At 28.6% G+C, this 25,380-nt stretch carries 30 protein-coding genes and 1 pseudogene; 8 read left to right on the top strand and 23 right to left on the bottom strand.

Translation table 11 applies throughout. The features are described from left to right. The first annotated feature begins 35 nt into the window (after positions 1 to 35). Positions 36 to 347, top strand: a complete 312-nt coding sequence (locus tag QX51_RS08300) for a hypothetical protein (protein WP_039679447.1) — start codon at positions 36 to 38, stop codon at positions 345 to 347. Between the two features lie 204 nt (positions 348 to 551). Next, a complete protein-coding gene (locus QX51_RS08295) occupies positions 552 to 875 on the top strand; it encodes a DUF1540 domain-containing protein (protein ID WP_039679446.1) in 324 nt (107 codons plus the stop codon). A 50-nt stretch (positions 876 to 925) separates the two neighbouring features. Here the strand turns inward: QX51_RS08295 and QX51_RS08290 are convergent, their stop codons facing one another. The 5 genes from QX51_RS08290 to nadE form a co-directional block, all read right to left on the bottom strand. After that, positions 926 to 1,396, bottom strand: coding sequence for a hypothetical protein (locus tag QX51_RS08290; protein ID WP_039679445.1), 471 nt, complete (start codon positions 1,394 to 1,396; stop codon positions 926 to 928). An 84-nt stretch (positions 1,397 to 1,480) separates the two neighbouring features. Further along, positions 1,481 to 1,891 carry a hypothetical protein gene (locus tag QX51_RS08285; RefSeq protein WP_039679444.1) on the bottom strand — a complete coding sequence of 137 codons (411 nt, stop codon included), beginning with the start codon at positions 1,889 to 1,891 and terminating at the stop codon, positions 1,481 to 1,483. A 229-nt stretch (positions 1,892 to 2,120) separates the two neighbouring features. Then, entirely contained in the window at positions 2,121 to 2,312 is a 192-nt protein-coding gene (locus QX51_RS08280) for an RING finger protein (protein WP_039679443.1), read from the bottom strand. A 161-nt stretch (positions 2,313 to 2,473) separates the two neighbouring features. Then, positions 2,474 to 3,190, bottom strand: coding sequence for a YebC/PmpR family DNA-binding transcriptional regulator (locus QX51_RS08275; protein ID WP_039679442.1), 717 nt, complete (start codon positions 3,188 to 3,190; stop codon positions 2,474 to 2,476). Positions 3,191 to 3,317: 127 nt separating this feature from the next. Beyond that, entirely contained in the window at positions 3,318 to 4,073 is a 756-nt protein-coding gene (nadE, locus tag QX51_RS08270; RefSeq protein WP_039679441.1) for an NAD(+) synthase, read from the bottom strand. A 159-nt stretch (positions 4,074 to 4,232) separates the two neighbouring features. On the opposite strand from nadE, the gene QX51_RS08265 reads away from it, so the two are divergent. Both QX51_RS08265 and QX51_RS08260 read left to right on the top strand, forming a co-directional pair. Further along, positions 4,233 to 4,601 carry a sulfite exporter TauE/SafE family protein gene (locus tag QX51_RS08265; RefSeq protein WP_039679440.1) on the top strand — a complete coding sequence of 123 codons (369 nt, stop codon included), beginning with the start codon at positions 4,233 to 4,235 and terminating at the stop codon, positions 4,599 to 4,601. Beyond that, positions 4,601 to 4,966: a sulfite exporter TauE/SafE family protein gene (locus QX51_RS08260; RefSeq protein ID WP_039679439.1), complete on the top strand. Its 366-nt coding sequence runs from the start codon at positions 4,601 to 4,603 to the stop codon at positions 4,964 to 4,966. Before QX51_RS08265 ends, QX51_RS08260 begins: the two co-directional genes overlap by 1 nt. Before the next feature lie 77 nt (positions 4,967 to 5,043). Here the strand turns inward: QX51_RS08260 and QX51_RS08255 are convergent, their stop codons facing one another. The 5 genes from QX51_RS08255 to hflX form a co-directional block, all read right to left on the bottom strand. After that, positions 5,044 to 6,537 (bottom strand): tetratricopeptide repeat protein, encoded by a 1,494-nt coding sequence (locus QX51_RS08255; protein ID WP_039679438.1) that lies wholly within the window; start codon positions 6,535 to 6,537, stop codon positions 5,044 to 5,046. A 194-nt stretch (positions 6,538 to 6,731) separates the two neighbouring features. Continuing rightward, complete coding sequence (locus tag QX51_RS08250) at positions 6,732 to 7,376, bottom strand: YigZ family protein (RefSeq protein ID WP_039679437.1); 645 nt, start codon at positions 7,374 to 7,376, stop codon at positions 6,732 to 6,734. A gap of 73 nt (positions 7,377 to 7,449) precedes the next feature. Further along, positions 7,450 to 7,881 carry an NUDIX domain-containing protein gene (locus QX51_RS08245; RefSeq protein WP_039679436.1) on the bottom strand — a complete coding sequence of 144 codons (432 nt, stop codon included), beginning with the start codon at positions 7,879 to 7,881 and terminating at the stop codon, positions 7,450 to 7,452. 110 nt (positions 7,882 to 7,991) lie between these two features. Next, positions 7,992 to 8,675, bottom strand: coding sequence for a HEAT repeat domain-containing protein (locus QX51_RS08240; RefSeq protein WP_242842709.1), 684 nt, complete (start codon positions 8,673 to 8,675; stop codon positions 7,992 to 7,994). A 1-nt stretch (position 8,676) separates the two neighbouring features. After that, entirely contained in the window at positions 8,677 to 9,954 is a 1,278-nt protein-coding gene (hflX, locus tag QX51_RS08235) for a GTPase HflX (RefSeq protein WP_039679434.1), read from the bottom strand. A gap of 152 nt (positions 9,955 to 10,106) precedes the next feature. Between hflX and QX51_RS08230 the strand changes: the two genes are divergently transcribed. Beyond that, entirely contained in the window at positions 10,107 to 10,370 is a 264-nt protein-coding gene (locus QX51_RS08230; RefSeq protein ID WP_039679433.1) for a cysteine-rich small domain-containing protein, read from the top strand. 47 nt (positions 10,371 to 10,417) lie between these two features. On the opposite strand, the gene QX51_RS08225 is transcribed toward QX51_RS08230, so the two are convergent. The 5 genes from QX51_RS08225 to QX51_RS08205 form a co-directional block, all read right to left on the bottom strand. Further along, on the bottom strand, positions 10,418 to 11,767 hold the full coding sequence (locus tag QX51_RS08225) for an SGNH/GDSL hydrolase family protein (protein ID WP_039679432.1): 1,350 nt from the start codon (positions 11,765 to 11,767) through the stop codon (positions 10,418 to 10,420). 207 nt (positions 11,768 to 11,974) lie between these two features. Beyond that, positions 11,975 to 12,607 (bottom strand): TIGR01906 family membrane protein, encoded by a 633-nt coding sequence (locus QX51_RS08220; RefSeq protein WP_039679431.1) that lies wholly within the window; start codon positions 12,605 to 12,607, stop codon positions 11,975 to 11,977. A 94-nt stretch (positions 12,608 to 12,701) separates the two neighbouring features. Continuing rightward, complete coding sequence (locus tag QX51_RS08215) at positions 12,702 to 14,258, bottom strand: ABC-F family ATP-binding cassette domain-containing protein (protein WP_320649534.1); 1,557 nt, start codon at positions 14,256 to 14,258, stop codon at positions 12,702 to 12,704. A 156-nt stretch (positions 14,259 to 14,414) separates the two neighbouring features. After that, entirely contained in the window at positions 14,415 to 15,143 is a 729-nt protein-coding gene (locus tag QX51_RS08210; protein WP_039679429.1) for a zinc dependent phospholipase C family protein, read from the bottom strand. A 13-nt stretch (positions 15,144 to 15,156) separates the two neighbouring features. Then, on the bottom strand, positions 15,157 to 15,966 hold the full coding sequence (locus tag QX51_RS08205) for an N-acetylmuramoyl-L-alanine amidase (RefSeq protein WP_039679428.1): 810 nt from the start codon (positions 15,964 to 15,966) through the stop codon (positions 15,157 to 15,159). Between the two features lie 162 nt (positions 15,967 to 16,128). Between QX51_RS08205 and QX51_RS08200 the strand changes: the two genes are divergently transcribed. Both QX51_RS08200 and QX51_RS08195 read left to right on the top strand, forming a co-directional pair. After that, positions 16,129 to 16,557, top strand: coding sequence for a hypothetical protein (locus QX51_RS08200; RefSeq protein ID WP_039679427.1), 429 nt, complete (start codon positions 16,129 to 16,131; stop codon positions 16,555 to 16,557). A 364-nt stretch (positions 16,558 to 16,921) separates the two neighbouring features. Further along, positions 16,922 to 17,770, top strand: a complete 849-nt coding sequence (locus QX51_RS08195; protein ID WP_242842708.1) for a SpoIVB peptidase S55 domain-containing protein — start codon at positions 16,922 to 16,924, stop codon at positions 17,768 to 17,770. Between the two features lie 81 nt (positions 17,771 to 17,851). Here QX51_RS08195 and QX51_RS21175 read toward each other — a convergent pair. Next, positions 17,852 to 18,174: pseudogene (locus QX51_RS21175) on the bottom strand (IS3 family transposase); the annotation flags it as partial. Then, positions 18,161 to 18,346: a helix-turn-helix domain-containing protein gene (locus tag QX51_RS08185; protein ID WP_039679425.1), complete on the bottom strand. Its 186-nt coding sequence runs from the start codon at positions 18,344 to 18,346 to the stop codon at positions 18,161 to 18,163. The pseudogene QX51_RS21175 and the gene QX51_RS08185, both read right to left, overlap by 14 nt. A gap of 386 nt (positions 18,347 to 18,732) precedes the next feature. Between QX51_RS08185 and QX51_RS08180 the strand changes: the two genes are divergently transcribed. Further along, positions 18,733 to 21,375 carry a transglycosylase domain-containing protein gene (locus QX51_RS08180; protein ID WP_039679424.1) on the top strand — a complete coding sequence of 881 codons (2,643 nt, stop codon included), beginning with the start codon at positions 18,733 to 18,735 and terminating at the stop codon, positions 21,373 to 21,375. 45 nt (positions 21,376 to 21,420) lie between these two features. Here the strand turns inward: QX51_RS08180 and spoVAE are convergent, their stop codons facing one another. From spoVAE to spoIIAA, 6 genes are all read right to left on the bottom strand, one after another. Beyond that, a complete protein-coding gene (gene spoVAE, locus QX51_RS08175) occupies positions 21,421 to 21,783 on the bottom strand; it encodes a stage V sporulation protein AE (protein WP_039679423.1) in 363 nt (120 codons plus the stop codon). Between the two features lie 12 nt (positions 21,784 to 21,795). Further along, entirely contained in the window at positions 21,796 to 22,809 is a 1,014-nt protein-coding gene (gene spoVAD, locus QX51_RS08170; RefSeq protein WP_039679422.1) for a stage V sporulation protein AD, read from the bottom strand. Between the two features lie 35 nt (positions 22,810 to 22,844). Continuing rightward, on the bottom strand, positions 22,845 to 23,303 hold the full coding sequence (gene spoVAC / locus QX51_RS08165) for a stage V sporulation protein AC (protein WP_039679421.1): 459 nt from the start codon (positions 23,301 to 23,303) through the stop codon (positions 22,845 to 22,847). Between the two features lie 138 nt (positions 23,304 to 23,441). Beyond that, on the bottom strand, positions 23,442 to 24,206 hold the full coding sequence (gene sigF / locus QX51_RS08160) for an RNA polymerase sporulation sigma factor SigF (RefSeq protein WP_039679420.1): 765 nt from the start codon (positions 24,204 to 24,206) through the stop codon (positions 23,442 to 23,444). 26 nt (positions 24,207 to 24,232) lie between these two features. Then, positions 24,233 to 24,661: an anti-sigma F factor gene (spoIIAB, locus tag QX51_RS08155; protein WP_039679419.1), complete on the bottom strand. Its 429-nt coding sequence runs from the start codon at positions 24,659 to 24,661 to the stop codon at positions 24,233 to 24,235. Between the two features lie 21 nt (positions 24,662 to 24,682). Then, complete coding sequence (gene spoIIAA / locus QX51_RS08150; protein ID WP_039679418.1) at positions 24,683 to 25,015, bottom strand: anti-sigma F factor antagonist; 333 nt, start codon at positions 25,013 to 25,015, stop codon at positions 24,683 to 24,685. Positions 25,016 to 25,380 lie beyond the last annotated feature (365 nt).

Below are 25,380 nucleotides of genomic sequence, written 5' to 3'. Positions count from 1 at the left end.
TAATATTTTATTTTTAATATTTGGAGGCGATTTCATTGGACGAAAACAACAAAAATTTGGTTAATAGATTAGACTTTATAGAGTTTAAACAAAATATAATTTTTTTAAAACCTCCCCAACATAGCACACAACTTTTCTATGACCTTACATTAGAAGACTTTTTAAAAATTAGAGATTTTACTAAAGAATATTCATTAACAATAGAAAGTGATAAACTTGCTTCTTTGAGTGATTTTGAAAAGAAATTAATTAATATTTGGCAACCGGCAAAATCTTACCCTTTATCAGCATCTTTGATTGCTCGAGTTTTGATGGGAAAAAATTTATATGCTAAGTTAATATCTTAAATAGTTTTCTTAATTTAATAAGTGTAATTTTTTAAGCCATCTCTTAAACTAAGTCTTGGCTTTTATTTCTATTTTTTGACTTTTATTTCTATAAAATCAAAAAATATACTATGTAAATTATTCAATTTTTAAATTTTTAATATCATATTTTTTGTAAATTTAGTCCATACTAATTATTGATTAATTAAAAGGAGGTTTATTATTATGACACTAGTAGGTTGTAATGTTAATAACTGCGCTCACAATACCAATGGTACTTGTTACGCAAATAAAGTATCCGTAAATGGCAAAAAAGCAAGAACTAGTAACAATACTTGTTGTAGTTCTTTTGTAAGTGAGTCTAATTTTAGTAACTTTTCTAATAATGCTTTAGATGGTAGTCAATGTAATTCTCTAAGTTGTAACGTAAAAACATGTGTAAATAATGCAGGTAATATTTGTGCACTGAGAGATGTTGCTATAACATCTAATGCAGATAGTGCAAACTTATCATCAGAAACATATTGTGGAAGCTTTAGATGTAAGTAATTAAAATAATCTTTACATAGAAAAAGATTGGAACCTAAGTTCCAATCTTTTTAATCTTCCATTAAATCTTTATATAAATCTTTATCTTCTCTATTCAAATAAACATACTTAGTGATTATTTTTTCATCATCTTCATATTTATCTAGCACTTTTATTGTATGATCCTCAGTTGCCACTGTAATAACCTCATTTTCATACTCATCAAACATATTATTAATAACTCTTCTCAATTCTCTCATACTTCCGTCAAACAATTCTAAAGAGTCTATACTCAAATAGTGTTCTCTTATTCCTCCCTCAAATGTAGTCATTATAAAATATACCTTTTTACAATACTCACAAGATGCTATTACTTTCTCATTTCTTAATATGTAAGCACCTGTCATTCTTTGTTCTGGTTTCATTTTAAGCTCTGATTCACTAACTTCTTTAAATAAAACTTTTAACTTTTCTTCTTCCTTGCAATCACATATTTTTCTTTTTAAATCCGCTTGTGTTAAATACTTTGTAACAGTAACCATATTTATTATCTCCTATATTTTTATTCAGAAAAATAAAGGCACTAAGCCTTTATTAAAAATTTTATCTACATATACAAGGCATTACTACTTCTCCATAAATACATATTCCGATACTTCTAAATCTACCTCTCTATTATTCTTAATTAGTTTTGTTAAAAAGTTTTCTGATTTAATAATTGATATAGCATCATAATAGTTATAGTTTCTTGTTATGTTTTCTTTTATTTGAGGATATTTTTCTTCTATAAAATTTACTTTTCCTACTTCGTATTTATCTCCATTTATATCTGATAAATGTTTTAAATTAAATCTATATGTACTTCCACATTTAGAACAAACAGCTATAATATCACTGTTAATTTCCTTAGTAGATTCATTTTTATTTTCAACCATATTCGCATAGCAATATAATATTCTATATTTTTTACATTCTGAACATTTACATATCTTCTTGTCTAAATCATTATTGTAAATATATTTTGGTGTGTACAACATAAGTTTTACCCCTTTCTATTTTCCCATGATTTTAATTTCATACTCATAACCTGTGTATATGTAGCTCTTTATAGATGTAAAAAATTCACTTTGCTTATGTCGTTTTCCCTTTTATAATATTGTATCATCATCTTTCATATTTTTAGGAATATTTTGTAATTTTTTTATTATTTTTATTCATAAAAAAACTAGATATTTATTATATCTAGCTTTTTACATTATAAATTCATTAATATTTACTTTTATCATTATTTCTTTCCTCTTCTTTAATTTTATTATGGCAATATATACACTCTTCTTTTACTTCTTGCCAGCACATTTTATGATAAATATTATTACAATTTTCACATACAGTCAAATCTTCTTCACTCATTATCTTACCCCCACATACACAGCACTTATTGTTTTTTATCTCTTTCATATAATCCCACCTTCCCTAATTAAATTATAATCTTATTATTAAATATTTATTAATATTTATTTCATTTTTAACACAAAAAAATACCTCAAACTGCAAATTGCTAATCTAAGGTATTTTTATTATTACTCTAAATATACTTCATTATATTATTATACGAAATATTATTCTTGTTCCCAGTTATGGAAGACATTTTGTACATCGTCATCATCTTCAAGTAAATCTATTAATTTTTCCATAGATTTAACTTGAGCTTCATCAGATAATATAGTTGTAGTTTGAGGCACTAATTTAACGTCAGCAGATACAAATTCATATCCTTTTTCTAATAATGCATCTCTAACAGCATTGAAGTCTTCTGGAGTTGTTACAACTTCGAATCCATCTTCTTCTGTTATTATATCGTCTGCTCCAGCTTCTAAAGCATCATCCATAAGTTGATCTTCTGTTATACCTTCAGCAGCTATTAATATTTGTCCTTTTCTATCGAACATAAATCCAACACAACCAGTAGTTCCTAAGTTACCACCATTTTTATCGAAGTAGTATCTTATATTACCAGCAGTTCTGTTTTTATTGTCAGTTAATGTTTCAACTATAACAGCTACTCCACCTGGTCCATATCCTTCATATGTGTTTTTGAAGTAGTCTTCACCTGCACCTGCACCAGCACCTTTTGCTATAGCTCTATTTATATTATCATTTGGCATATTGTCAGCTTTAGCTTTATCTATAGCTGTTTTTAAAGCTGCATTGTATTCTGGATCTCCTCCACCTTCTTTAGCTGCAACAGTTATAGCTCTTGCATGCTTAGTGAATATCGCTCCTCTTTTTGCATCTTGTTTACCTTTTCTATTGATAATGTTACCTATACGACCCATAGTTCCACTCCTTATTTCTTATGTGTTTTCCACATTAAAATTAAATCTTATTAACACCGTAAATTTTAACATAAAAAATCAAATTAGTAAATGTATGTACTTATTATTGGATTTTTTTATATGTAGTTTATTCAAATATTGGTGGCTTAGAGGCAACTTGTCTCTTATGTTCACTTATTCTATGAAGTCTATCTATTATTTCTAAGTCCTTTTCTGGAACTTCATCTCTTTTACCTTCAACAACTTTATCTATCATATTATAAGTTGTTCCCATTTCATTTTCATCAGTTTGACCTTCCCATAGTCCTGCTGATGGAGCTTTGTTTATTACATCTTCATGTACTCCAAGTTCTTTTGCCCATTCATAAACCTCAGCTTTTGTTAAATTTGCAATAGGTACTAAGTCAACTCCACCATCTCCATATTTTGTAAAGTAACCAGTATGTATTTCTGCTGCATTATCCGTTCCTACAACTAAATATCCAAGATCATTAGCAACAGTATATAATGTACACATTCTAACTCTAGCTCTTAAGTTTGAATCTGCCGTTCTTTCTCCTTCTGGATTAAATAAGTTTTTTTCTTTTAATGCATCTAGAGCTGCATTTCTAATTGCTACTTGTGGCTCACTTAAGTCAAGATCTATATAATCAATTCCGCACCCATTAATTACTTTAAGTGCATCTTCTCTATCCTTTGGATTACTGTTTATGCTCATTATAACACCTATAGAATTGTCCGGACATGCTCTTTTTATAAGGTTAGCAACTACTGCTGAATCTATACCTCCAGAAACTCCAACAACTAATCCTTTACAATTAGCTTCTTTTACTTTTTCTCTTAGCCATTCAACAGTTTTTTCAATTTGTTCAGTTCTCTTCATAATTTTACCCCTTTCACCAAATATTTTTAAATCTATTATATCATATATCTTTATTATATTTTGTATACATTATCTCAAATAATCTTTTAACAGAATTTCATTATTTATTAAATAAAATTTCTCTTTTGGTAAAAACTAATTTAAAGTAGGTGAATTTGTATGAAAAAACAATCCTCCCCTTTTAACCTTAAAAATTCTATAATCGGTTTATTTACTGGATTTATCAATGGTGTTTTTGGCTCTGGTGGCGGAACCTTATTAGTACCAATACTAAACAATATTTTAGAAGTTGAAGAACATAAATCCCACGCTACTGCTCTTGCAGTAATTATATTTTTATCTACAACTAGCTCAATCATCTACATATCAAAGGGTACCTTCGATATGAATTTAACTGCACAAGCAGCTTTTGGTAGTATTATTGGTGGGATTATTGGTGCTAAACTTCTATGCAAGGTAAATGGAAAATTTTTAAGGATTGGATTTGGAATAGTAATGATAATTGCAGCATGTAGGATGGTGTTTTAATGCTTGTTGGTATAATTGGATTTTTTGCTGGAATTATTGGTGGAATGGGAATGGGTGGTGGAACTATATTAATTCCTGCCCTGGTCTTGTTTGCAAGTATAGATCCTAAGTTAGCCCAAAGTATAAACTTGATTTCATCCATACCAATGACTATTGCAGCATTAATTATCCATATAAAAAACAAAAATGTAGAGTTTGAGTTAGTACTTCCCATAGCAATCTTTGGTATAGCAGCTGCTGTAGGAGGCTCTTTATTAGCTGAGTATCTAAACTCACAAATACTTCGAAAAGCTTTTGGAGTATTTTTATTTTTCATAGGATTATATGAAATAAAAAAAGGCATTTATGATAACAACAATAAATAAAAAATTTACTTTGCTAAACTTAATAATTAGAAATTAAAAAGGTACTATATCCTTCAAAAGATCTAGTACCTAAAGTTTCATTTTAGCTCTTTTTCCAATTGAGATACCATGGCAAAATCTTTTATTGCTTCATCATAATTTCCAATATTACAATAGGCATCCCCTCTATTTTGATATGCTCTCAAGTCATCTGGGTCTATTTCTATAGACTTTGTAAAATCAGATATAGCATTATCATATTGTTTCAGTTCATAATATGCTAAACCTCTATAATAATACGAAATAGAACTCTGAAGTAAATTCAATGAAGAAGTAAAATCATCTATAGATTCCTCATATTCCTTAAGCTCTAAATTCACCATCCCTCTTACATCATAGATTCTAAATTCTTCAGTGTTATATGTCAAAGCAGTAGTTAAATCTTCTTTTGCACCTTGCAAATCTCTCATTAATGATTTAGAAGTTCCTCTATTATAATAAATATTTTCATCTTTATAATCTAATTCAATAGCTTTTGTAAAATCTTTTATTGCTTCTTCATATTTCTGTAAATTATCTAAAGCCAAACCTCTTTTATAATATGCCTTTGCATTTTGATCATTTAAATATATCACTTCATTAAGATCTTTTATTGCCTCTTCATAATTGTCTACTTTTAAATTTGCTAGAGCTCTACCATAATAAGCTTGCTCATATTCACTATTTATCTCTAAGGATATGGTGAAATATTCCATAGCTTCGTAGTATTCTTCTAATAAATAATAAGAGAATCCTGCATAATAATATACATCTTCAAAATCTTGGTTAATATCAATTGCTTTTTTATAATCTTCCAATGCTTCCTCATGCTTTTCCAAAAGTGAATAAGCAATTCCTCGATTATAATATAACCTATCATCAAATTTCTCCAACTCTATAGCTTTTGTAAAATCTTCTATTGCCTCTTCATATCTAGTTATTCTACTATAGTTTCTTCCTCTATTATAATAAGCACTAATATCATTTTCGTCCAAATCTAAAGCCTTTGTATAAGACTCTATAGCTTTTGTATATTTTTTCAACCTAGAGTAACAAATCCCCATATTGTAGTAAACAACTTCATACTTTTCATCAATATCTATGGCCTTTTTATAATTTTGTATAGCCTCATAATAATAACCTTGTCTAGATAAGCAAACACCCTTACCCCTATATGCTTCTTTATAGTTATTATCAATTTGAATAGTTTTATCAAAATCTTTTATTGCTTCTTCATACTTTTCAAACTTCACATATAAATTTCCTCTGAAATAATATCCAATAGGTTCATCTTCATATTTTTCAATAATTTTATTTATATAATATATTTTTTCATTATTTTCTCTTTCTATGTTCACATGATTTAAAATATCTTGAATAAATAATTTCTTTTCTAACTCATTTACCTTCTCACTTAATTCTTCTATCTTCATATCTTTCTTTTTTTCAGTAGAGTACTTATTACGTTTTCTTTTATTAATTTTTGTGACTATCATTATGATAAAATACATTAATAAATTGCATAAAATAATCAATCCTATATTTTTTAACATAGCTCCCCCCAGTAATGTATTTTTGAGCAACGGAGTTGCCTAAAGCAGTAGCGAAGGCATCTCGTTTGAGTAACGGATTTATCCAAATTGGTAACGAGAATATATTGTTGACGATATGCTTCTCAATTTTGGCGATATAAGCGGATCGAATTTTCCATTTTTAATTAGTTCACTGCCCCCTGTTATTAACTAATTTAAAGAATTAATTGACCATCCTTTTCAGATAGATAATATTCATCTCCCAAACTTACATCTGCTGTTCCACTTGTTATGTCAATTATTCTATCCTTTAGAGATTCAACATCCTCAACTTTTGAGTATACTATTATTTCAACATCATCTGAATATATAGTATCCTTAACTGTAAAACCAAGATTCATTATTTCATTCTGTATTTTACCAAGTTGAGTATATTCAATTTTAATCTTTACTTCAGTATATTTAACTTTTTCAATAACAATACCTGCTTCTATACCTACTTTGGCACCTTTAGTATAAGCACGAACTAACCCTCCAGCGCCAAGTTTTATTCCTCCAAAATACCTTGTTACAACAACTACTACATCTCTTAAATCTTCCTTTTTTATTACTTCTAAAGTAGGAATACCTGCTGTTCCTTGAGGTTCACCATCATCACTATATCTTTGTATATTCATATTTTCACCAACAGTATATGCCCATACATTATGAGTGGCATCCTTATGTTTTTTCTTTATTTCATTAACAAATTCTATAGCTTCTTCTTCAGTTTTTATAGGTTTTGCATATCCTATAAATGTTGATTTTTCAACTATATATTCATCTACTCCAAACTTATGTAATGTTTTATAGCTACTCATAAATTCCTCCTGTATTACAAAAAAGAAAGGGATTTACCCTTTCTTAAATTTTCTTATTTAATTATATTATATTTTATTTTGCAATTTCTGCATTATTTTTCTTTTCTTCTTTATATTTTTTATATGAAACATCAACTAAGGCTTTTTCTTTATTATGAGATAACATATCCATAGCATCTTTTATCTTGTAGAAACCACCATCTACAAAATCTTCTCTTATTATGTACTCTGGGTTTTCAGCTTCCATGACATACCAAACTATTGCATTACAAACTTGTTGTTGTCTACTTCTTGAGAAAAATTCATACATAGTATCTCCTGCCACTACTAATGGGCACGCATCTACACCTGTTTCATTTTTAACTCTACCTACAGCGCTATCTGCTGCTAATTGCCCTTCAAGAATTTTTCCTTTTGGTAATGTCCATTCATGTCTATCATTTTTCAGTAAAAGTACTTTATTTGCGTAAAAAACAACTCCACCTGCACAACGTCTTACTATCATTTTAAAACCCCTCCTATTAACCTTTGAATTATTTTTCATTACATTTTGTTAAATTGCGGAGATAAATCTCTGATAACAATTAATTATTAAGTTGTATGTTGCTGATACTACTAAAAACTTTCTTTCTCAAGAGCTTCGATTGCTTCTTCATAAGCTCTTAATACATATTCTTTTTCATGATTACTTTGCATTACTAATTTTCTTAAAATTTTTAAACTATTATTGTTGCCAACTACAGATAAAGCTTTTGCACAATACTGTCTAGTTTGTGGATTAGAATCATATAATCCTTTTTCTAAGCATGGTCTACTTTGTGGTGACTGGATTTTTCTAATAGCTGAATATGTAATCCTTCTAACATCTGAATGTCTATGCATTGTTAGAGAGTGTAATAAATCTAAATATTTTTCCTCTTTTAATTCCCCAGTGGTCCATATTAAAATTATTAAATCTTCAGCATTTTTTTCTAATCTGATTCTTTTGTAAAGTTCTCTTTTGAACTTTAACATCCTATCGTCATCTAAACCTAATTCGTCAATAAAATCAAGTCTTTCAGATTTATCTAGCTCTAAGTACTTATCCAGTATATCTTTAGAACTTTCTAGTTTATTCTTAGACATTGACTTTATCTCTAGTTTTGCCCTAATTAGTTGATCCTTTACTTCCATTGTAGATATGTTTCTAATTTTACTTATTTGTGGTACCGTTTTGGACTCTTTATAAAGAAGATAGGTAATAAAATAATCTTCAAGTTGGTCTATATTATTCCAATCTATATTCATTTTATTACTCAATTTATTTTATATAGTCCTTATATATATTATAATCTTCTTCATCTAAATTTACATCAACAGAAATACCATTTTCTTCATAATTAAAATCATTAACATTATATTTATCTTTTATTTTACTAAATATATCTCCTCTTTCATAAGGAAGTATAAGATTTACTTTGTAAGTATCTTTCATTAAGGCTTCTTCAATTAGTTTTAATAATTTATCCATATTTATTCCTTTTTTTGCAGAAATATATACTTTATCTTTTTGATTTTTTGGATAAATATCAAGTTCTAGCTTATCAACCTTGTTATATACTATGATTGTTTTCTTATCACCAACATCTAAATCTTTTAAAACAGATTCTGTTGTTTGTTTTTGAAGTTCGTAACTGCTGTTAGTTGCATCAATAACATGAAGTATTAAATCTGCATATTGTACCTCTTCTAGTGTAGCTTTGAAAGCATCTACTAAGTCATGCGGAAGTTTACTTACAAATCCAACTGTATCTACAACTAAGAAGTCTCTTTTATTAGGTAGTGTCGCTTTTCTTAAAGTAACATCTAGTGTAGCAAATAGCATATTTTTTACAAATACTTCTTTTTCTTCTTCATAATCTTTATGTGTTTTTATTAATTCGTTTAATAGAGTTGATTTTCCTGCATTTGTATATCCAACTAATGCAACTATTGGCATATTTGATTTCATTCTTTGAACTCTTTGAGTCTCTCTATTCTTTGATACTTCTTTTAATTCTCTTCTTATGTCTGCTATTTTATTTAATATAATTCTTTTGTCTATTTCTAATTTTTGTTCCCCTGGTCCTCTTGTTCCAATCCCTGCACCAGTTCTACTCATTTCTCCACCCATACCATAAAGTCTTGGCATTCTATATCTAAGCTGAGCAAGTTCAACTTGTAGCTTACCTTCTTTACTTAGAGCTCTTTGAGCAAATATATCTAATATAAGCGTAGTTCTATCTATAACTTTTCTACCTACAGCTTCTTCTAAGTTTCTTATATGAGCTCCCGATAATTCATCATTGAATATTACCATTGTAGCATCAGTAGCTTCACAGTATGCTCTAAGTTCTTCTACTTTACCTTTTCCAACATAGTATGCTGCATCAACAGCCGGTCTATTTTGAATTAAGCTTCCCACAACTTCTGCACCAGCAGCTTTCGTTAATTCCTTTAATTCTTCCATAGACTCATTTATATCTATGTCGTCTATCTTTTTCACATTAGTCGTTATATTAAGTCCTATTAGTAAGGCTCTTTCTTGCTGTTTTTCCATTCTTACACCTCTTTTATCTTAATGTATGTATATGTTAAAAAATATTTTCTTTGCTATATTTTTTATTTTTTCTAAATATTAATTTTTTATAATTATACCATTAAAGTTAATATTTAGTATAATTAAATTATTAATAGCAGGAGGTTTACCTTATGAGTGAAAATTATAAATTCTTTAATCACAAGGAATGCGAATACTTTCCTTGTCATAAAACAAGTGACCCTGATAATTTCAATTGTTTGTTTTGTTATTGTCCCCTTTATGCTTTAAAAGATAAATGTGGTGGCAATTTTAAGTATACTGATAAAGGTATAAAGGATTGTAGTAAATGCACTCTTCCTCATAGAAGAGATAACTATGATTATATTATGGGAAAATTTCAAGATATTATTAAAATAACTAAAAAAGATGATTAATAAAAAAGGAGATATTAATATCTCCTTTTTTATATTATATAGAATATTTATTTTTCTGCTTTTTTTACTGCATTAAATATATTGCTATAAAATTTGTTGTTATATTTAGATGCTATATGTAACCCATCTCCACTATGATTTAGTAAGTAGCCATCATTATCTATAAATCCTGACGTAGTGTTTATAAATACAGCATTGTCTACTTTTTTGCAGTGAGACTCTATAACACTATTTAGGCCTGATATCTTTTGATTAAATGAATAAGGATTTGCACTTTTAAACGCTCTTCCCACTGGGAAAATCTTTTGCACATAAATAGTCTTATCTGGATATCTTTCAGATAATTTATTAATTAAAATCTTAACATCAGTTCTATTTGACTCATATCCTGCACCATTTACTCCTATTAATAAAACAACTCCATCTACCTTTGAGTTTTTAGGCATACTTGATACTTTATCTATCCAATATCCTGGCATACTTCCACTCTTAGCATGTATATATACATTTTTATTTTTAGATGCTATAGTATCTTTCATAAGATATGTGAATGAATCTCCTACAAACAAGAAATTATTTAAATCTGTTCTTTCTTTATTAAGATCTATATAAGAAGTTTCAACATATCCATAATCACCATTATATTTAATTCTATACCATCCATTACTTTCTATTTTTGTAATATCTACTTTATTTCCTTTTGATAAAGTTCCTATTTTAGTAGATTCTAGAGAGGATTTTTTCATAACATCTACTGATGATATATTTATAGTACCAGTTTTTATAATTACCTCTTCAGAGTTTGAATTTGATGAATTAATTGCTTTAACATTTTTTACATATTTTCCAATAATATACCCATATGTATTCTTATATTTGATTTTATACCAACCATTTGAAAGCTTAACAATTATTTGTAATTTACTTCCTTTTTTTAATGACCCTATTTTAGAATAGGATGTTGATCCACCCTTTCTTACATTCAAACCACCAGTTGTAGTACCCGTATATTTAACTTTTGTAGCTTTTGATGTTGTGCTTGAGCTTGATGAGTTAGTTGATGTGATTTTTATATATTTTGCACTAACATATCCGTAAGTCTTCTTATACTTGATTCTATACCATCCACTAGAAGTTTTACCTTCTACTTGAACCTTATCACCTTTAGATAAAGAACCTATCTTCGAATATTTAGTTCCAGCTCCTTTTCTAATATTTAAAGACTTCGTATTTACTACTCCCTTTTGTGTAGTTTTTGAACTTTTTTCAACTTGACTAGTGATTACTGTATCCTTTTTATTTAAGGCTTGTACTTCTAGTGGTAAAAAATTAGCACTCAAAATTAGTGCAATTGCTAGTAATTTAACCGTAACACCATTTACTTTATTCTTTATCATATTCCCTCCATATTACCTCCAATTTGATTTGTACAATGTTAAAAATATTATCGTTCTTATAAGATTTTATAATATTTCATCTCTGTATTCTACAATATATTGAATAATTTTAACTTTTTTACATATAATATATATTCTCATTCCAATAAATCCATATAAATTATAAGACCATGATTTGGCAATTTTACCAAATCATGGTCTTATAATTTATTTTAATCTTTTATTTAACACTCTATAACTTATTTGTAGCAAAATGCTTACTATAAGTACTATTGCTAAAATCAATATCCCTATGTGGAAAAATATATCCTGTGGCAACATATTAATCACTGGATCTATTCTAGGATCAAATATCCAATAATCATTAGAAAATACTGCCTCATGGAATTTTATAAAGAAATAATTAAAATTAATAACAAGTGGTATTGTTGCAATTATTGGCAATAATATTGTAATTATTGATGTAGCATTTAAAAAATTTATATTTTTATTTTTAATACTTAAAATTACTCCCAATAAAGAAATTATTCCACTTATGTAAAACACACTTTTAATAACTTGAAATATATTTCTTACTTCTTCAAAATGAATTTTTCCTTCTTCAGAATATTTAATTGTAGGCAAGTTAAATTCCCCAACATTTGCATTTAAATTATAGTCAATTAAGTAATCGTAGTTTAGTTTAATTTCCTCTTCACTAAATCCACTCATAGCACTTATGTTTAATTTTTTCACATCATAATAATATAAACTTTTACACTTTAAAGCTAATATTACTGAACCACTGATTATAAAAATAGCCAATGAAAATGAAATCAAGATATTTAATAATCTTTTCATTTATAATCCCCTTAAAATAAATTTTTTATTTCCCTTTATATTTTTTAAGCAACGATATATAAATATACCGTTGCTCATATTCTAAAAATTAAATTTATACTATTTTAGTAGTGAAATCTTCTATATTCCATACATCATCTACTATGTCACTGTAAAATTCAGGTTCATGACAAACTAATAAAACAGTTCCTTTGAACTCTTTTATAGCTTTCTTTAGCTCATCCTTAGCCTCCACATCTAGGTGGTTAGTAGGCTCATCAAGTACTAAGAAGTTTATATCTTTAAGCATTAATTTACAAAGTCTAACCTTAGCAGCTTCTCCTCCACTAAGAACTCTAACTTGAGAAGTTATGTGCTCATTTGAAAGGCCACATTTAGCTAAAGCTTGTCTTACTTCATAGTTTGTTAATACTGGATATTCATTCCATACATCATCTAAAGCAGTGTTGTAATTATCCTTTGAAGACTCTTGCTCGAAATATCCTACTTCTAAATAATCTCCTAATTGTACTGATCCATCAAATGGTTTTTGTATTCCAAGTAATGTTCTCAGTAATGTAGACTTACCTATACCATTCATACCTTTAAGAGCTATTTTTTGCCCTCTTTCTAGTTGAAAGTTTAATGGTTTAGTTAAAGGATCATTGTAACCTAATACTAAGTTATCTGTTTGGAATATAAATCTAGAAGCCGCTCTAGCATTTCTAAAATCAAATGTTGGTTTTATTTTTTCCTTTGGTCTTTCTAAAATTTCCATCTTATCAAGTATTTTTTGTCTAGAGTTTGCCATACCACGTGTGGCAACTCTTGCTTTATTTCTTTGTACGAAATCTTCAAGCTTTCTTCTTTCTTCAACTTGCTTTTCATAAGCACTTTCTTCCTGTCTTTTCTTAATTTCATTAAGTCTTACAAACTCATCGTAGTTGCCTTTGTATCTAGTAAGCTCTGCATTTTCTATATGATAAATTACATTACAAGTATCATTTATAAATGGAACATCATGTGATACTAAGATAAAGCTGTTTTCGTATTCTTGAAGATATCTAGTAAGCCATACTATATGTTCCTCATCTAAATGGTTAGTAGGCTCGTCAAGGATAAGTATTGTTGGACTTTCTAAAAGTAATTTAGTTAAGAGTACTTTTGTTCTTTGTCCTCCACTTAAATCATCAACATCTCTATCTAATCCAACTTCTCCAAGACCTAGTCCGTTAGCTACTTCTTGGATTTTTGCATCTATTGTATAAAATCCACTATTTTCTAATATTGTTTGGATTTCAGCCGTTTCTTCAAGAAGTTTAGTCATCTCCTCATCACTTGCTTCACCCATTTTGTCATACATAGCAAGCATTTCTTGCTCTAGTTCAAACATATGCTTAAAAGCACCTCTAAGAATATCTTTTATTGTATTTCCTTTTTCAAGAACTGAATGCTGATCTAAATAACCAACAGTCGCTCTTGAAGACCATTTTATATTTCCTGCGTCTGGCATAAGTTTTTTTGTTATTATATTTAAAAAACTAGATTTACCTTCACCATTTGCACCAACTAGTGCTATATGTTCACCTTTTTTAAGTCTAAAAGATACATTTTCTAGTATAACTCTAGCCCCGAATCCATGACTGACATTTTCTACTACAAGCATTTTCACACCTCTTCATAAATTTTTTGTCTATAATATCTATACTATTATATTTCATTTTTATAAAAATGTATATTTATTATTTTTACCTTTTTTCAATAAGCAAAATATGATTATATAAAGAAAAAGAGTCATCTTAAAATTTTAAGTTGGCTCTTTTATTAATTAGTTATATTTATCCTTTTTCCTTATCATTTCTAAGTCATCATAAAACATTAGCATACATCCCGCTGTACTTCTCTGAGCAAGATTGAGGGCATTAAATGCTACAAGGTAGAATTTTGTTTTATCATCATTTATGCCTTTGTACATATAATCAAAATTTAAAGCACTTCTAGAGTTAAAATCTATATAGTCACTCACACTATTATAAACTAAAGGTCCTTCCTTTGTTTTGAATCGTTTTACTTTTCTATAATTTAATTTCACATAAGTTTCAAATTGTTTATGACTATCTAACAATTTTCTTTTAGCATGTTGAGGTATTGTCACATCTTGTATTACGTGACACATTGCACCAAAATAAGCCATTCCATTTTCATAATCATTTTTACTGATAAAGTGTAGTGCATTTTTATAGTAAGTATTTGCTAAAGTCATAGCATTTGTTGTATGACCATACATGCCCTTTTTATCTTCAGGATTATAAAAATGAAAATATGATTTGAAATCTTGGTCAGCCCATACTAATCCTTTATTTATATAGGGTTCAAAATTTTTATAAAACTGTGCTTGTTTATTATACCTGTCTTCTCTTAGTACATCTAACGCGCTGTTTTGAATAAATAAATGTACTTCACAGTTTGTATTTATAATTTTCTTTTTAATAGGATTTATTACTCTAAAGGTTTGAGATATTAGTCTACCACAAACTTTTTCTACACGATTATTCATTTATATCACCACTTTAATTAGTCTGAAAATACTCTTCTACTCCGTCAGCAATACTTTGCATCATTTTTCTTTGATATTCTTTATTAGACATCATCTCATCTTCATTATAATTACTCATAAATCCCATTTCTACCAATACTACTGGTACTTTGGACCAATTGAATCCTGTTAAGTCATCTCTTTCAAAGATTCCATTAACTTTAAATCCGCCATTGTCCATTTTACTTTTTATTAAATTAGCACATTCATAACTAGCTTCAAAGATTGATGATGTATATTTACCTTTTTGCGATGGAATTAAAATGGATGCACCTGTTATTGATGTATCGTCAGAACCATCCGCGTGGATTCTAATCACCATATTTGCATTCTTATTATTAGCAAATGTAGCTCTTTCTAAATTACTTATATTTACATCATGACTTTCTCTAGTCATAATAACTTCAAAACCTTTACTTATTAATATATGTTTTAAAACTTCAGATGCTTCTAAATTCAAAATATATTCTGGTTTTTTTGTACTTATACCGACTGTACCAGAAGAAACTCTAGCTTTTTGGTATGGTGATCCAGGTCCTACAGGTTCACTTTTCCAATCTCCCTTGGCTTGGTGACCTGGATCTATACAAATTAAATATTTTTCAGCTTTCTCTTTCTCCTTTGTATCTTCCTTTTTAGTTGAATTTTTACTTTTGTCATCTATTTTTAACCCCGTTATTATAGATGCACTGTTTTTATATAAGTTTTTCATCGGGTCAGAGTTGCCAATAAAGATTATCCCTAAAATCATTATAATAATAAGTGATACTTTATAAAGTTTCATAAGCCTTCCTTTCTTTTTCTATAATATTTTAATATAAATTATTATTTCCTACTTTTGATTGGCTTATTTATCTTCATAGTTTTTTATTTTCTATGTTTAACATATATATTTATATATCTAGTTTTGGAGGTGATTATAAATCTCTATTCAGAGATTAAATAAATGAGTGAAACAAAAAATAATCCAAATAGAAAAAAGAAGTCTAAAAAAAGAAGTAACTGCCAAAAAGAAAACATTAACAATAACTCCAAAGCTCAAAAAAGTTCTGCTTATAGTAATACTCAATCAAGTCAATCTAGCAGTAGTAAAAATACACACTCTAAACTTTGTTGTTTTAGCTCAGTCGACTATATTGTTCTAGCTTCAACTCTAGCTATTGCTTTGGGTGAAGAATTATCTTCAACAGATTTAGGAATATTATCTACCTTTTTTGCTGTTTTGTCTGATGAATTAGCATTAATACAAAGTGTAAACAATTGCAATAATAATACTAATAATCCAGTCTTTACTCCTCCTGTCGCTGATGTTGCAGTAACTTCCTCAAAAAATGACGGTAATAATGGTAAAAAAATCATAAAAAAAAAGAAATAAAAACATATCTTACAATAAAATTACATGTTTTTATTTCTTTTATTTTTTTGTCGTTTAAATTTAGCCATTTTAAATTATCCCTTGTTTTTTTTTGAAATCTTCGCCCTTGTTGAAACTCATTTCCAAGGATTAAAACTCCTATACTGAGCAAGATAATATTAAAGCACCAACATGAACTCATGACAGAAAGAAGGTGTTTTATATTTTAAATAAAATTTTTAAAGATGAAATTGCTTCATCAAAAATAAAAAATAGAATAAATGGTTTAGTTTTAATATTTTTTTATGTTTTTCTATATTTTTTCTCAAATAATTTTATTTATTCACAATCTTTAGAAAAAAATGATTGTGAATACTTAATACCTATGGGAAATATATTACAAATTGATGCAGAATTAAAAAATATCATTGTTAGAAATGAAATTGATAATTGTCCATTAAAAATAGGTGATTCTATTTTAAAGGTAGAAAATAATGATATTACTTCTTATGAAGATTTTAGTTATGCTATTTCTTCATTAAATAGAGATGATGATGCTTCAGTCTTAATAAGAAGAGAAAATTCAGTTTTTTGTTTAAAATGTGATAAAAATGCCTTAGAAAAAATTAATTTTAATAACTTCATATCAGGTTTTGCTACTTTAACTTATATTAATCCTAATACAAATGAATTTGGTGCTGTAGCTCACTCTATTAATATAGGAACTACAAGAAAAATTCCTATAAAAAAAGGTTGTATTTCATTAACAAACAATTTAAATATTAAGAAATCTTGTAAAGGTAATGTAGGATGTATAAATGCCACAAAAAACAATGTAATTGGTGAATTTGATGATAATACTACTTTTGGCATTAAAGGTGTAATTAATAATATGGATTTATCTAATTACAAAAAGTATAAAGTGGCAGAAGTAGATGAAGTTAAATTAGGAAAAGCTCAAATTATCTTACAAAACAAAAGCAACGTATGTAAAAAATATAATGTTGAAATAATTAATATTGAGAAACAAAGAAAGCCTGACTCAAAAGGAATTAAAATTAAAATTACCGACCCTCAGCTTTTAAAAGAAACTGGTGGTATTGTACAAGGAATGAGTGGAACTCCAATAGTACAAGGTAACAAAATAGTTGGTGCTGTATCTCATGCTTTAGAAAATAATCCTACTGTAGGATATGGTGTTTATATTAAATGGATGTTAGAAGAACCTCAATAAAAAAAAGAACTGCTTTTTGTACTAAGACCTAAAAGTTGGACTTAACACTGGAATGATAATTTTCATCCCAGTGTTATTTATTTAATTGTACAAAGTTGAATTATGTTTAATTCTATAAGTAACAGGACTATTCCAATTTAATTTTTCCTTAATTCGATCATTATTATAATAGTTGAAAAATTTTCCATAGGAGAATTATCAAGACAAGTACTTTTTCTAGACATACTTTGAAAAATTTTATTTACTTTAAGAAGTTCTGTATATCTATTCATTTGATATACCCATCCTTGATCAGAATGAAATGTTCTTCTATAAGGGCAATCTTTTGTAATATTAATAGCTTTAAGTAGTGCATCTTCAATAGGTTCAAAAGTTGGTTTTAGTGATAAATTAAATGATAAAATTATTTTTTCTTTCTAAAACATCTTCGCCGAAGGTAGTATATAAGTTAACCCACCTTCTAACTTGAGATTCATTTTGGATATTATATTTAGCTGCTACATGTTTATATCCTCCTTCTCCATTTAAATAAGATTTTACTACTTGCAGTTTAAAACTATAATTATATTTTGTCATGCAAAACACACCAATCATTAGATTTTTGGTCCAACAATTGGGGTGCAGTACATTTAGTAGTTCTTTTTTATTTCTCAAATTTTTTTTTCATATCTTTTTAAATCTTTAATAAATAGTTAATACTAAGAATATAAACTAAAATAATAAATAAATATTTTTTAATTATTTTGTGAGAATATAACTATTAACATAATTTAATATTTTACTTAAAAATCAAATATTTTACTAATTATTGCATAAAATTAATAATTTTACTTTATTATTTATACATTATAAAGGTATAATTATATTGTGTCTTTTACTTGAACTGAGGTCTGTATAAAGGAAATTTTGTAAAAATCCTTAAATATGTTATAATTATTCATTAAAATAAGGAGGTTAATCTTATGGGAAGAGATAATCGTGATGATAAAAATAAAATCAAGAGAAGAAAAGTAAGCTCTTCAGATAAAAGAACTACATCTCAATCCTCGAGTAGATCGAGTAATTCTAGTAGCTCTAGTAGTAAAAGAAAAACTTCTAACAAAAAAAGCTCTGGAAGATTTAAAGGTGTTAAAACAGTAGCTCTAGTATTTTTAGTACTTTTAGTTGTAGGTGTGGCAGCTGGATCTGGTATTGTATTTGCTTCACTTCGAAATACTGAGACTATTAATAAAGCTTACTTAGATAAGAAAACATACCAAACAACAGAAATTTTATATGCTGATGGTAATTTATTAGCAAAAGCACAAACTTCTAACAAGAAGGAACCTATAGATGATTTAAGTGGTATAAGTATAAATTTACAACATGCTCTAGTTGCAGCAGAAGATGAGCGTTTTTATGAACACAATGGTGTAGACATTAAAGGTCTAGCACGTTCTGTATTGAGCACTCTTATGGGTAATAAACAAGGTGGTTCAACAATACCAATGCAGGTTTCAAAGATGTTAATTACATCTCAAGAACAAAGTATTACTCGTAAGATAAAAGATATTTACTATGCTTTTGAAATGAGTAAAACAGTATCTAAAGAAGATATTTTACTTGCTTATTTAAACAACTTCTATGCAGGTAGAGGTCTATATGGTGCTGAGGCTGCATCTCAAGGATATTTCAGCAAAAAAGCAAAAGATTTAACTCCTGGTGAAGCTGCTTTATTAATGGCTTCTACTAATAATCCAAGTAAATATTCACCTTATACAACAGACAAGTTAAACGGTTCTGAAACTAAGGAAGATTTAGAAAACAAATTGTTATTCTATACTAACACTGCAGATGATGATTTAGATGAACCAACTGAAATAGAATTACAAATGATTGATAAGCTATACTCTTGGCGTTTAATTGATTATGACACATATATTCAATTAAAGAAAAAAACTATTGTTGTTAGAAAAGCAGTACCAAGAGAAGCTGCTAAAGAAAAACAAAAAGCTATTTTAGCAAAAATGCTAAGACTTGGATATATTACACAAGAACAATATGATAAAGAAGTAGCTACTCCAATTGAAATAAAGCTACCAAAAGCTAAGGAAACTGTTGTTTCTTCTGTAGAAGATTATGTTTACTCTGAAGTAGTGGATTCTTTAATGGAGCAAGGCTACACTAAAGAAGAAGCACAAAATATGTACTATAATGGTGGACTTAGAATCTACACAACTATAGATTCTGGTATGCAAAAAAACCTAGAAACACAATATAATAATAGAGATAATTTCCCTGGTTCTAGAGATAGTGGTGATGGAATAGTTCAACCTCAATCAGCCATGGTAATATTAGATTACAGAACTGGTCAAATTAAATCATTAATAGGTGGTAGATATGTTAAAGGTAAGAGAACTCTAAACAGGGCAACTACACCAAAACAACCTGGTTCAACTATAAAACCTTTATCAGTTTATACTCCTGCTATAGATACTTTAGAAACTACACAATCTAATGCATTTAGTGATGCAAGAGGCGGATATAAATTCGATAAAAACAAAACATGGAATCCGAAAACTACTACTGCTGGATCTGGTATGATGAGTGTGCGTAAAGCTTTAGCCCTGTCATCAAATACTATTGCAGTAAAAGTTGCTGAGACATTAGGAGATTCGTATTCTGAGGCTACTGATGTAATGATGGATTACCTTAAAAACTTTGGTATAACTACATTATTAGATAGTAAAACAAAAGAAGAAAGTTATACAGATAGATACTTCCCTTCTTTAGTTTTAGGTGGTATGGTTTATGGTATATCTCCACTAGAAATGGCAGCTGCTTATGGTACTTTAGCTAATGGTGGTACTTATATAGAACCTACAGTATTCACTACTATTACAACTTTTGATGGTAATTTACTAGTAAAAGCTAATCCACAAGAAAACAGAGTTGTAAGCGAAGATGTAGCTTATGTTGTAACTGATATGCTTCAAGCTGTTGTTAAAGAAGGAACTGGTAAAAGAGCAGCTATAGAAAATATGGCTGTTGCAGGTAAAACTGGTACTACTAACGATGCCTTAGATGCATGGTTTGTTGGTTATACTCCATACTATGTTGGTGCAACATATATAGGCGACGATGCTGGAACAGGAGAAAAAAGGCAAAGTGTTATGGGCACAAGTTCTACAGCAGCTTCACTTTGGTCAAGTGTTATGACTCCTATTCATAAAAACTTAACACCTGTAGAAAAGTTTACTAAGCCTGATGGCGTTTACTTTACTAAAATAAATCCAGTAGATGGTGGAACTTCATCTTATGGTGTAAATGCTGCATTTATTGAAGGAACATATCCTCAACGTGCAACTACTCAAGCTCCTCCAGTTCAAAATAATAAACCTGAGGAAGAGCAACCAAATACTGATGATGCTGGAGATGGTGATACCCCTCCAGAAGAAGACAATACAGAAACACCAGAAGAGCCAACACCTCCTGAAGATACAGGTGGTAATAACAATGGCGGCAATAATAATGGTGGTAATAACAATGGTGGAGGAAATGAGAATAACTCAGGAGATACACCAGTAGATAATCCAGTAGAAAATACCGAACAAATTAATGAATAAATAAACCAATAAAAAAACTTCCTTATTAATAAGGAAGTTTTTTTATCAAGGTTTTGTCTTAGGATTAAATATTACAGATATTATATATCCAAAGAATATTGCAGCTGCCACTCCTCCAGCTGTAGCAATTACTCCTCCTGTAAATATTCCTAAAAATCCATCTGTTTCTATTCCTTTCATTACACCTTTTGCTAAAGAATATCCAAAACCTATTATAGGTACTGTGGCACCTGATGCACCAAATTTAACTATAGGTTCATATATTCCTAAAAATGTTAAAATAGCTCCTAGACTTACATAAGTAACCATTACATAAGGCGTCTGCATCTTGAAGTAATCCATCATTATCTGAGCTATCACACATATTAGACCACCAACTATAAATACTTTTATATAATCTAATAACATAAGCCATGCCTCCTATTCATTTACAATTACTACTCCATGAGCTACTGATGGTATAGTTTGCTTTTGAAGCGTACTTGTTGGAGATAATAAAGCACCTGTCGATACCAACATAACTTTATTAAATTCTTTTTTAATCAATTTATCGTATATATACGAACAAAATACTGTAGCTGAACATCCACATCCACTGCCTCCGCAGTGTACATCTTGTTCTTCTAAATCAAAAATTTCTACACCACAGTCTGTGTATACTTTAGATATATCTAATTTCATTTCTTTTAATAAATCTATAACTATTTGTTTTCCCAATTTACCCAAGTCTCCAGTAGCTATAATATCAAAACTATTAGGATCGTCTTTTGTATCTTGGAAATATGAATATATGGTATCTATTGCTGCTGGAGCCATAGCTGCACCCATATTATTTCCATCATCAATCCCCTTATCTATAACCTTTCCGGGTATAATATATTTTATTTTAGGTCCTTTACCTTCTTTAGTTAATAAAACACCACCAGCACCTGTAACTGTCCATTGCGCTGTCATAGGTTTTTGATTTCCCAATTCTAGTGGAAATCTAAATTGTCTCTCAGCTGTACAATAATGGCTAGATGTTCCACATAGCACATATTTAGCATATTCTCCATCTATGGCCATTGATCCTAGACACATTCCCTCAGCCATTGTAGAACACGCCCCATATATTCCAAAAAACGGCACACCCAATTCTCTAGCTGCAAATGATGCTGGAAATAATTGATTTATTAAATCACCTCCAAAGAGAAAATCTACATCTTCCAATTTTTTATTTACTTTTTTTACGTTCATTTCCATAACTGTCTGTACCATTTTACTCTCCGCCAATTCCCAAGTTTTCTCACCATATAAGTCATCAGATAAAATTAAATCAAATTTATCTTTTAAAGGTCCTTGTCCTTCTTTAGGCCCTACTATGGATGATGCAGCAATAATAGTAGGCATATTATTTAATCTTATAGTTCTTTTTCCAATTCTTTTTTTATTCATAATTTCACATCCTTCAAATATTAATTTCTAGTTTATTAAAAAATTAATTTAATGAAATAATATAGTAGTCCGCATATTATGGATGATGAAATTCCATATACTAATACCGGCCCTGCTATTTTAAATAAATTTGCGCCTACACCTGTTACATATCCTTCTTTTTTGAATTCCATAGCAGGAGATACAATTGAGTTCGCAAATCCTGTTATAGGGATAATTGATCCAGCTCCAGCTCTTTTTCCTATAAGGTCATACACTCCTAAACCTGTAAGTAATGCTCCTAGGAAAATTAATGTCATTGATGTGGCAGAAGATGCTGCTAGCTTATCTAAATTAATAATCTTCATATAAAAATCATTAATACCTTGGCCAATACAACAAATTAATCCTCCTACTAAAAAGGCCATAATACTATTTTTTAAATAAGTTGGTTTAGGGCTCATTTTTTCTACATATTGTTTATATTCATTTTTATCTGGTTGCATATCAGGCATATACTTTCCCTCCAATTTTTATAAAGAATTAAATGCAATATATATTTATTATTTGAAAAAAAGTAAAAAATAAACTAAATATTTATATATATTAAAAGAGTTCCTTTGATTACTCAAAAGAACTCTTTAGTATTTAAATTAACTTATATAAGATTTTAATTTTAATAAGACTTTTTTCTCTATTCTCGAAACTTGAACTTGAGATATTTTCAAGATTTCTCCAATCTCACTTTGAGTCTTATCTTCAAAATATCTAAGCATAATTATCTGTCTTTCTCTTTTTTCTAATCGTCCTAACACTTCTTTTAATAATATATTATCTACTACTTTTTCTTCATTATTTTCTTCTTTTAAACTAATTTTATCTATTAAGCAAATTGGAGAACCTTCTTCTTCATGTATTACTCCATGTAAATACTCTACAGAAAAATTTGCCTCTATTGCCATTACTAACTCTTCTTTTTCTACCTCTAATTCTTTTGCTATTTCCTCAACAGTAGGCTCTCTACCAAATTTCTTTGTTAATACTTCTCCTTGTGCTTTTGCTTTTATTGCTAATTGTTTAAGAGATCTAGACACTTTTACCATTCCATCATCTCTTAGGTATCTTTTTATTTCTCCAAGAATCATAGGTACAGCATATGTAGAAAACTTAACATTAAATGTTGGATCAAACTTATATATAGCTTTTATTAATCCTATAGAGCCTAATTGATATAAGTCATCTCTCTCATATCCTATATTAGAAAATTTAGATACAACACTTCTGACTAACCCCAAGTTGTTTGATATGAGCACTTCCTTAGCTTCTTCGTCACCATTTTGAGCTTTTTCTAGTAATTCTAAGGTTTCTTCATGACTAAGTAAGTGTCTTTTTTCTTCTTTTTTAGCAACTACACTCATATTCAAACCTCTATTCTTTTTTGACTTTATTTAGGTAATTCTATAGTTTTAGCCATCACTACCTTAGTTCCTTCACCCTTTATAGAAACAACATCTAAGCTATCCATAAAACTTTCCATAAACGAAAATCCCATACCTGATCTTTCAAGCTCAGGCTTAGATGTGTACATAGGTTGCATTGCTTGCTCTACATCTTCTATACCATTTCCTCTATCTTCTACAACTACTTTTACTGTTCTATCATCTATTTGACATCTTAAATAAACAAATTTTGATTCGTCTTCATCATATCCATGTATAATGGCATTTGTTACTGCTTCTGATACAGCAGTTTTAATATCTGAGAGCTCCTCTAAAGTTGGATCTAATTTTGCTGCAAAAGATGCAACTATTACCCTAGATAAACTTTCATTTTCTGACTTTGCTGAAAACTTAACCTCCAAAATATTACTCATTCTAAAAGTTCCCCCTTTTAATTAAGAATTTATTGCATCTTCAAAGGTATCGTAAATATTAATAATTTTGCTCATTCCAGATAAGTTAAATAACTTTTTCACTCTAGAACTCATATTTATAACAGATACTCTACCACCATGGTTGACTATTTTTTTATATCGTCCAATTATTACTCCTATTCCAGAAGAATCCATAAAGTTTACATATTGAAAATCAAATATTATATAATCTATTTGTTTCTTCATTAAAATTGTATCTACTTCTTCTCTAACATCTCTAGCAACATGGTGATCCAATTCTGTAGATAAAATTTCAACTAATAAGGTTTTTTCTTCAAGATAGCATTTAATCATATATTTTCCCCCCTTATGAATGATTTACAACTTAATCAATTCTAGTAAAGTCTTTTGTATCCTTCAAAGAAATTTAACTAGTTTTGTTATATTATGTATATAAATAATATCAAAAATAGCATAACAACCTATTATTACCTATATGTTATATATTTCCATAATTTACTTGTTATATTCTTATAATTTGTATTTTTTTATAAAAATACAAATTTACTTCGCTCATATAGCCAAAGGCTTCGACCGTTATTCAATTCTCAAAGTTTGAAATTATATGTTATTCATGATCAGATAACATATAATTTCATTCAATATAAATAAAAAAGTGCCTAAAAAGTATTAAAATACTTTTAGACACTTGTTACTTA

Origin of the sequence: Terrisporobacter othiniensis (genome assembly GCF_000808015.1) — a bacterium.
GTDB lineage: Bacteria > Bacillota > Clostridia > Peptostreptococcales > Peptostreptococcaceae > Terrisporobacter > Terrisporobacter muris.
This window is presented reverse-complemented; position numbering and strand designations above follow the sequence as displayed.

Coding starts and splice junctions, on each gene's coding strand:
- QX51_RS08295 (WP_039679446.1), top strand. CDS start 552: ATGACACTAGTAGGTTGTAATGTTAATAACTGCGCTCACAATACCAAT.
- QX51_RS08290 (WP_039679445.1), bottom strand. CDS start 1,396: ATGGTTACTGTTACAAAGTATTTAACACAAGCGGATTTAAAAAGAAAA.
- QX51_RS08285 (WP_039679444.1), bottom strand. CDS start 1,891: ATGTTGTACACACCAAAATATATTTACAATAATGATTTAGACAAGAAG.
- QX51_RS08280 (WP_039679443.1), bottom strand. CDS start 2,312: ATGAAAGAGATAAAAAACAATAAGTGCTGTGTATGTGGGGGTAAGATA.
- QX51_RS08275 (WP_039679442.1), bottom strand. CDS start 3,190: ATGGGTCGTATAGGTAACATTATCAATAGAAAAGGTAAACAAGATGCA.
- nadE (WP_039679441.1), bottom strand. CDS start 4,073: ATGAAGAGAACTGAACAAATTGAAAAAACTGTTGAATGGCTAAGAGAA.
- QX51_RS08265 (WP_039679440.1), top strand. CDS start 4,233: ATGAAAAAACAATCCTCCCCTTTTAACCTTAAAAATTCTATAATCGGT.
- QX51_RS08260 (WP_039679439.1), top strand. CDS start 4,601: ATGCTTGTTGGTATAATTGGATTTTTTGCTGGAATTATTGGTGGAATG.
- QX51_RS08255 (WP_039679438.1), bottom strand. CDS start 6,537: ATGTTAAAAAATATAGGATTGATTATTTTATGCAATTTATTAATGTAT.
- QX51_RS08250 (WP_039679437.1), bottom strand. CDS start 7,376: ATGAGTAGCTATAAAACATTACATAAGTTTGGAGTAGATGAATATATA.
- QX51_RS08245 (WP_039679436.1), bottom strand. CDS start 7,881: ATGATAGTAAGACGTTGTGCAGGTGGAGTTGTTTTTTACGCAAATAAA.
- hflX (WP_039679434.1), bottom strand. CDS start 9,954: ATGGAAAAACAGCAAGAAAGAGCCTTACTAATAGGACTTAATATAACG.
- QX51_RS08230 (WP_039679433.1), top strand. CDS start 10,107: ATGAGTGAAAATTATAAATTCTTTAATCACAAGGAATGCGAATACTTT.
- QX51_RS08225 (WP_039679432.1), bottom strand. CDS start 11,767: ATGATAAAGAATAAAGTAAATGGTGTTACGGTTAAATTACTAGCAATT.
- QX51_RS08220 (WP_039679431.1), bottom strand. CDS start 12,607: ATGAAAAGATTATTAAATATCTTGATTTCATTTTCATTGGCTATTTTT.
- QX51_RS08210 (WP_039679429.1), bottom strand. CDS start 15,143: ATGAATAATCGTGTAGAAAAAGTTTGTGGTAGACTAATATCTCAAACC.
- QX51_RS08205 (WP_039679428.1), bottom strand. CDS start 15,966: ATGAAACTTTATAAAGTATCACTTATTATTATAATGATTTTAGGGATA.
- QX51_RS08200 (WP_039679427.1), top strand. CDS start 16,129: ATGAGTGAAACAAAAAATAATCCAAATAGAAAAAAGAAGTCTAAAAAA.
- QX51_RS08195 (WP_242842708.1), top strand. CDS start 16,922: ATGGGAAATATATTACAAATTGATGCAGAATTAAAAAATATCATTGTT.
- QX51_RS08185 (WP_039679425.1), bottom strand. CDS start 18,346: ATGACAAAATATAATTATAGTTTTAAACTGCAAGTAGTAAAATCTTAT.
- QX51_RS08180 (WP_039679424.1), top strand. CDS start 18,733: ATGGGAAGAGATAATCGTGATGATAAAAATAAAATCAAGAGAAGAAAA.
- spoVAE (WP_039679423.1), bottom strand. CDS start 21,783: ATGTTATTAGATTATATAAAAGTATTTATAGTTGGTGGTCTAATATGT.
- spoVAD (WP_039679422.1), bottom strand. CDS start 22,809: ATGAATAAAAAAAGAATTGGAAAAAGAACTATAAGATTAAATAATATG.
- spoVAC (WP_039679421.1), bottom strand. CDS start 23,303: ATGCCTGATATGCAACCAGATAAAAATGAATATAAACAATATGTAGAA.
- sigF (WP_039679420.1), bottom strand. CDS start 24,206: ATGAGTGTAGTTGCTAAAAAAGAAGAAAAAAGACACTTACTTAGTCAT.
- spoIIAB (WP_039679419.1), bottom strand. CDS start 24,661: ATGAGTAATATTTTGGAGGTTAAGTTTTCAGCAAAGTCAGAAAATGAA.
- spoIIAA (WP_039679418.1), bottom strand. CDS start 25,015: ATGATTAAATGCTATCTTGAAGAAAAAACCTTATTAGTTGAAATTTTA.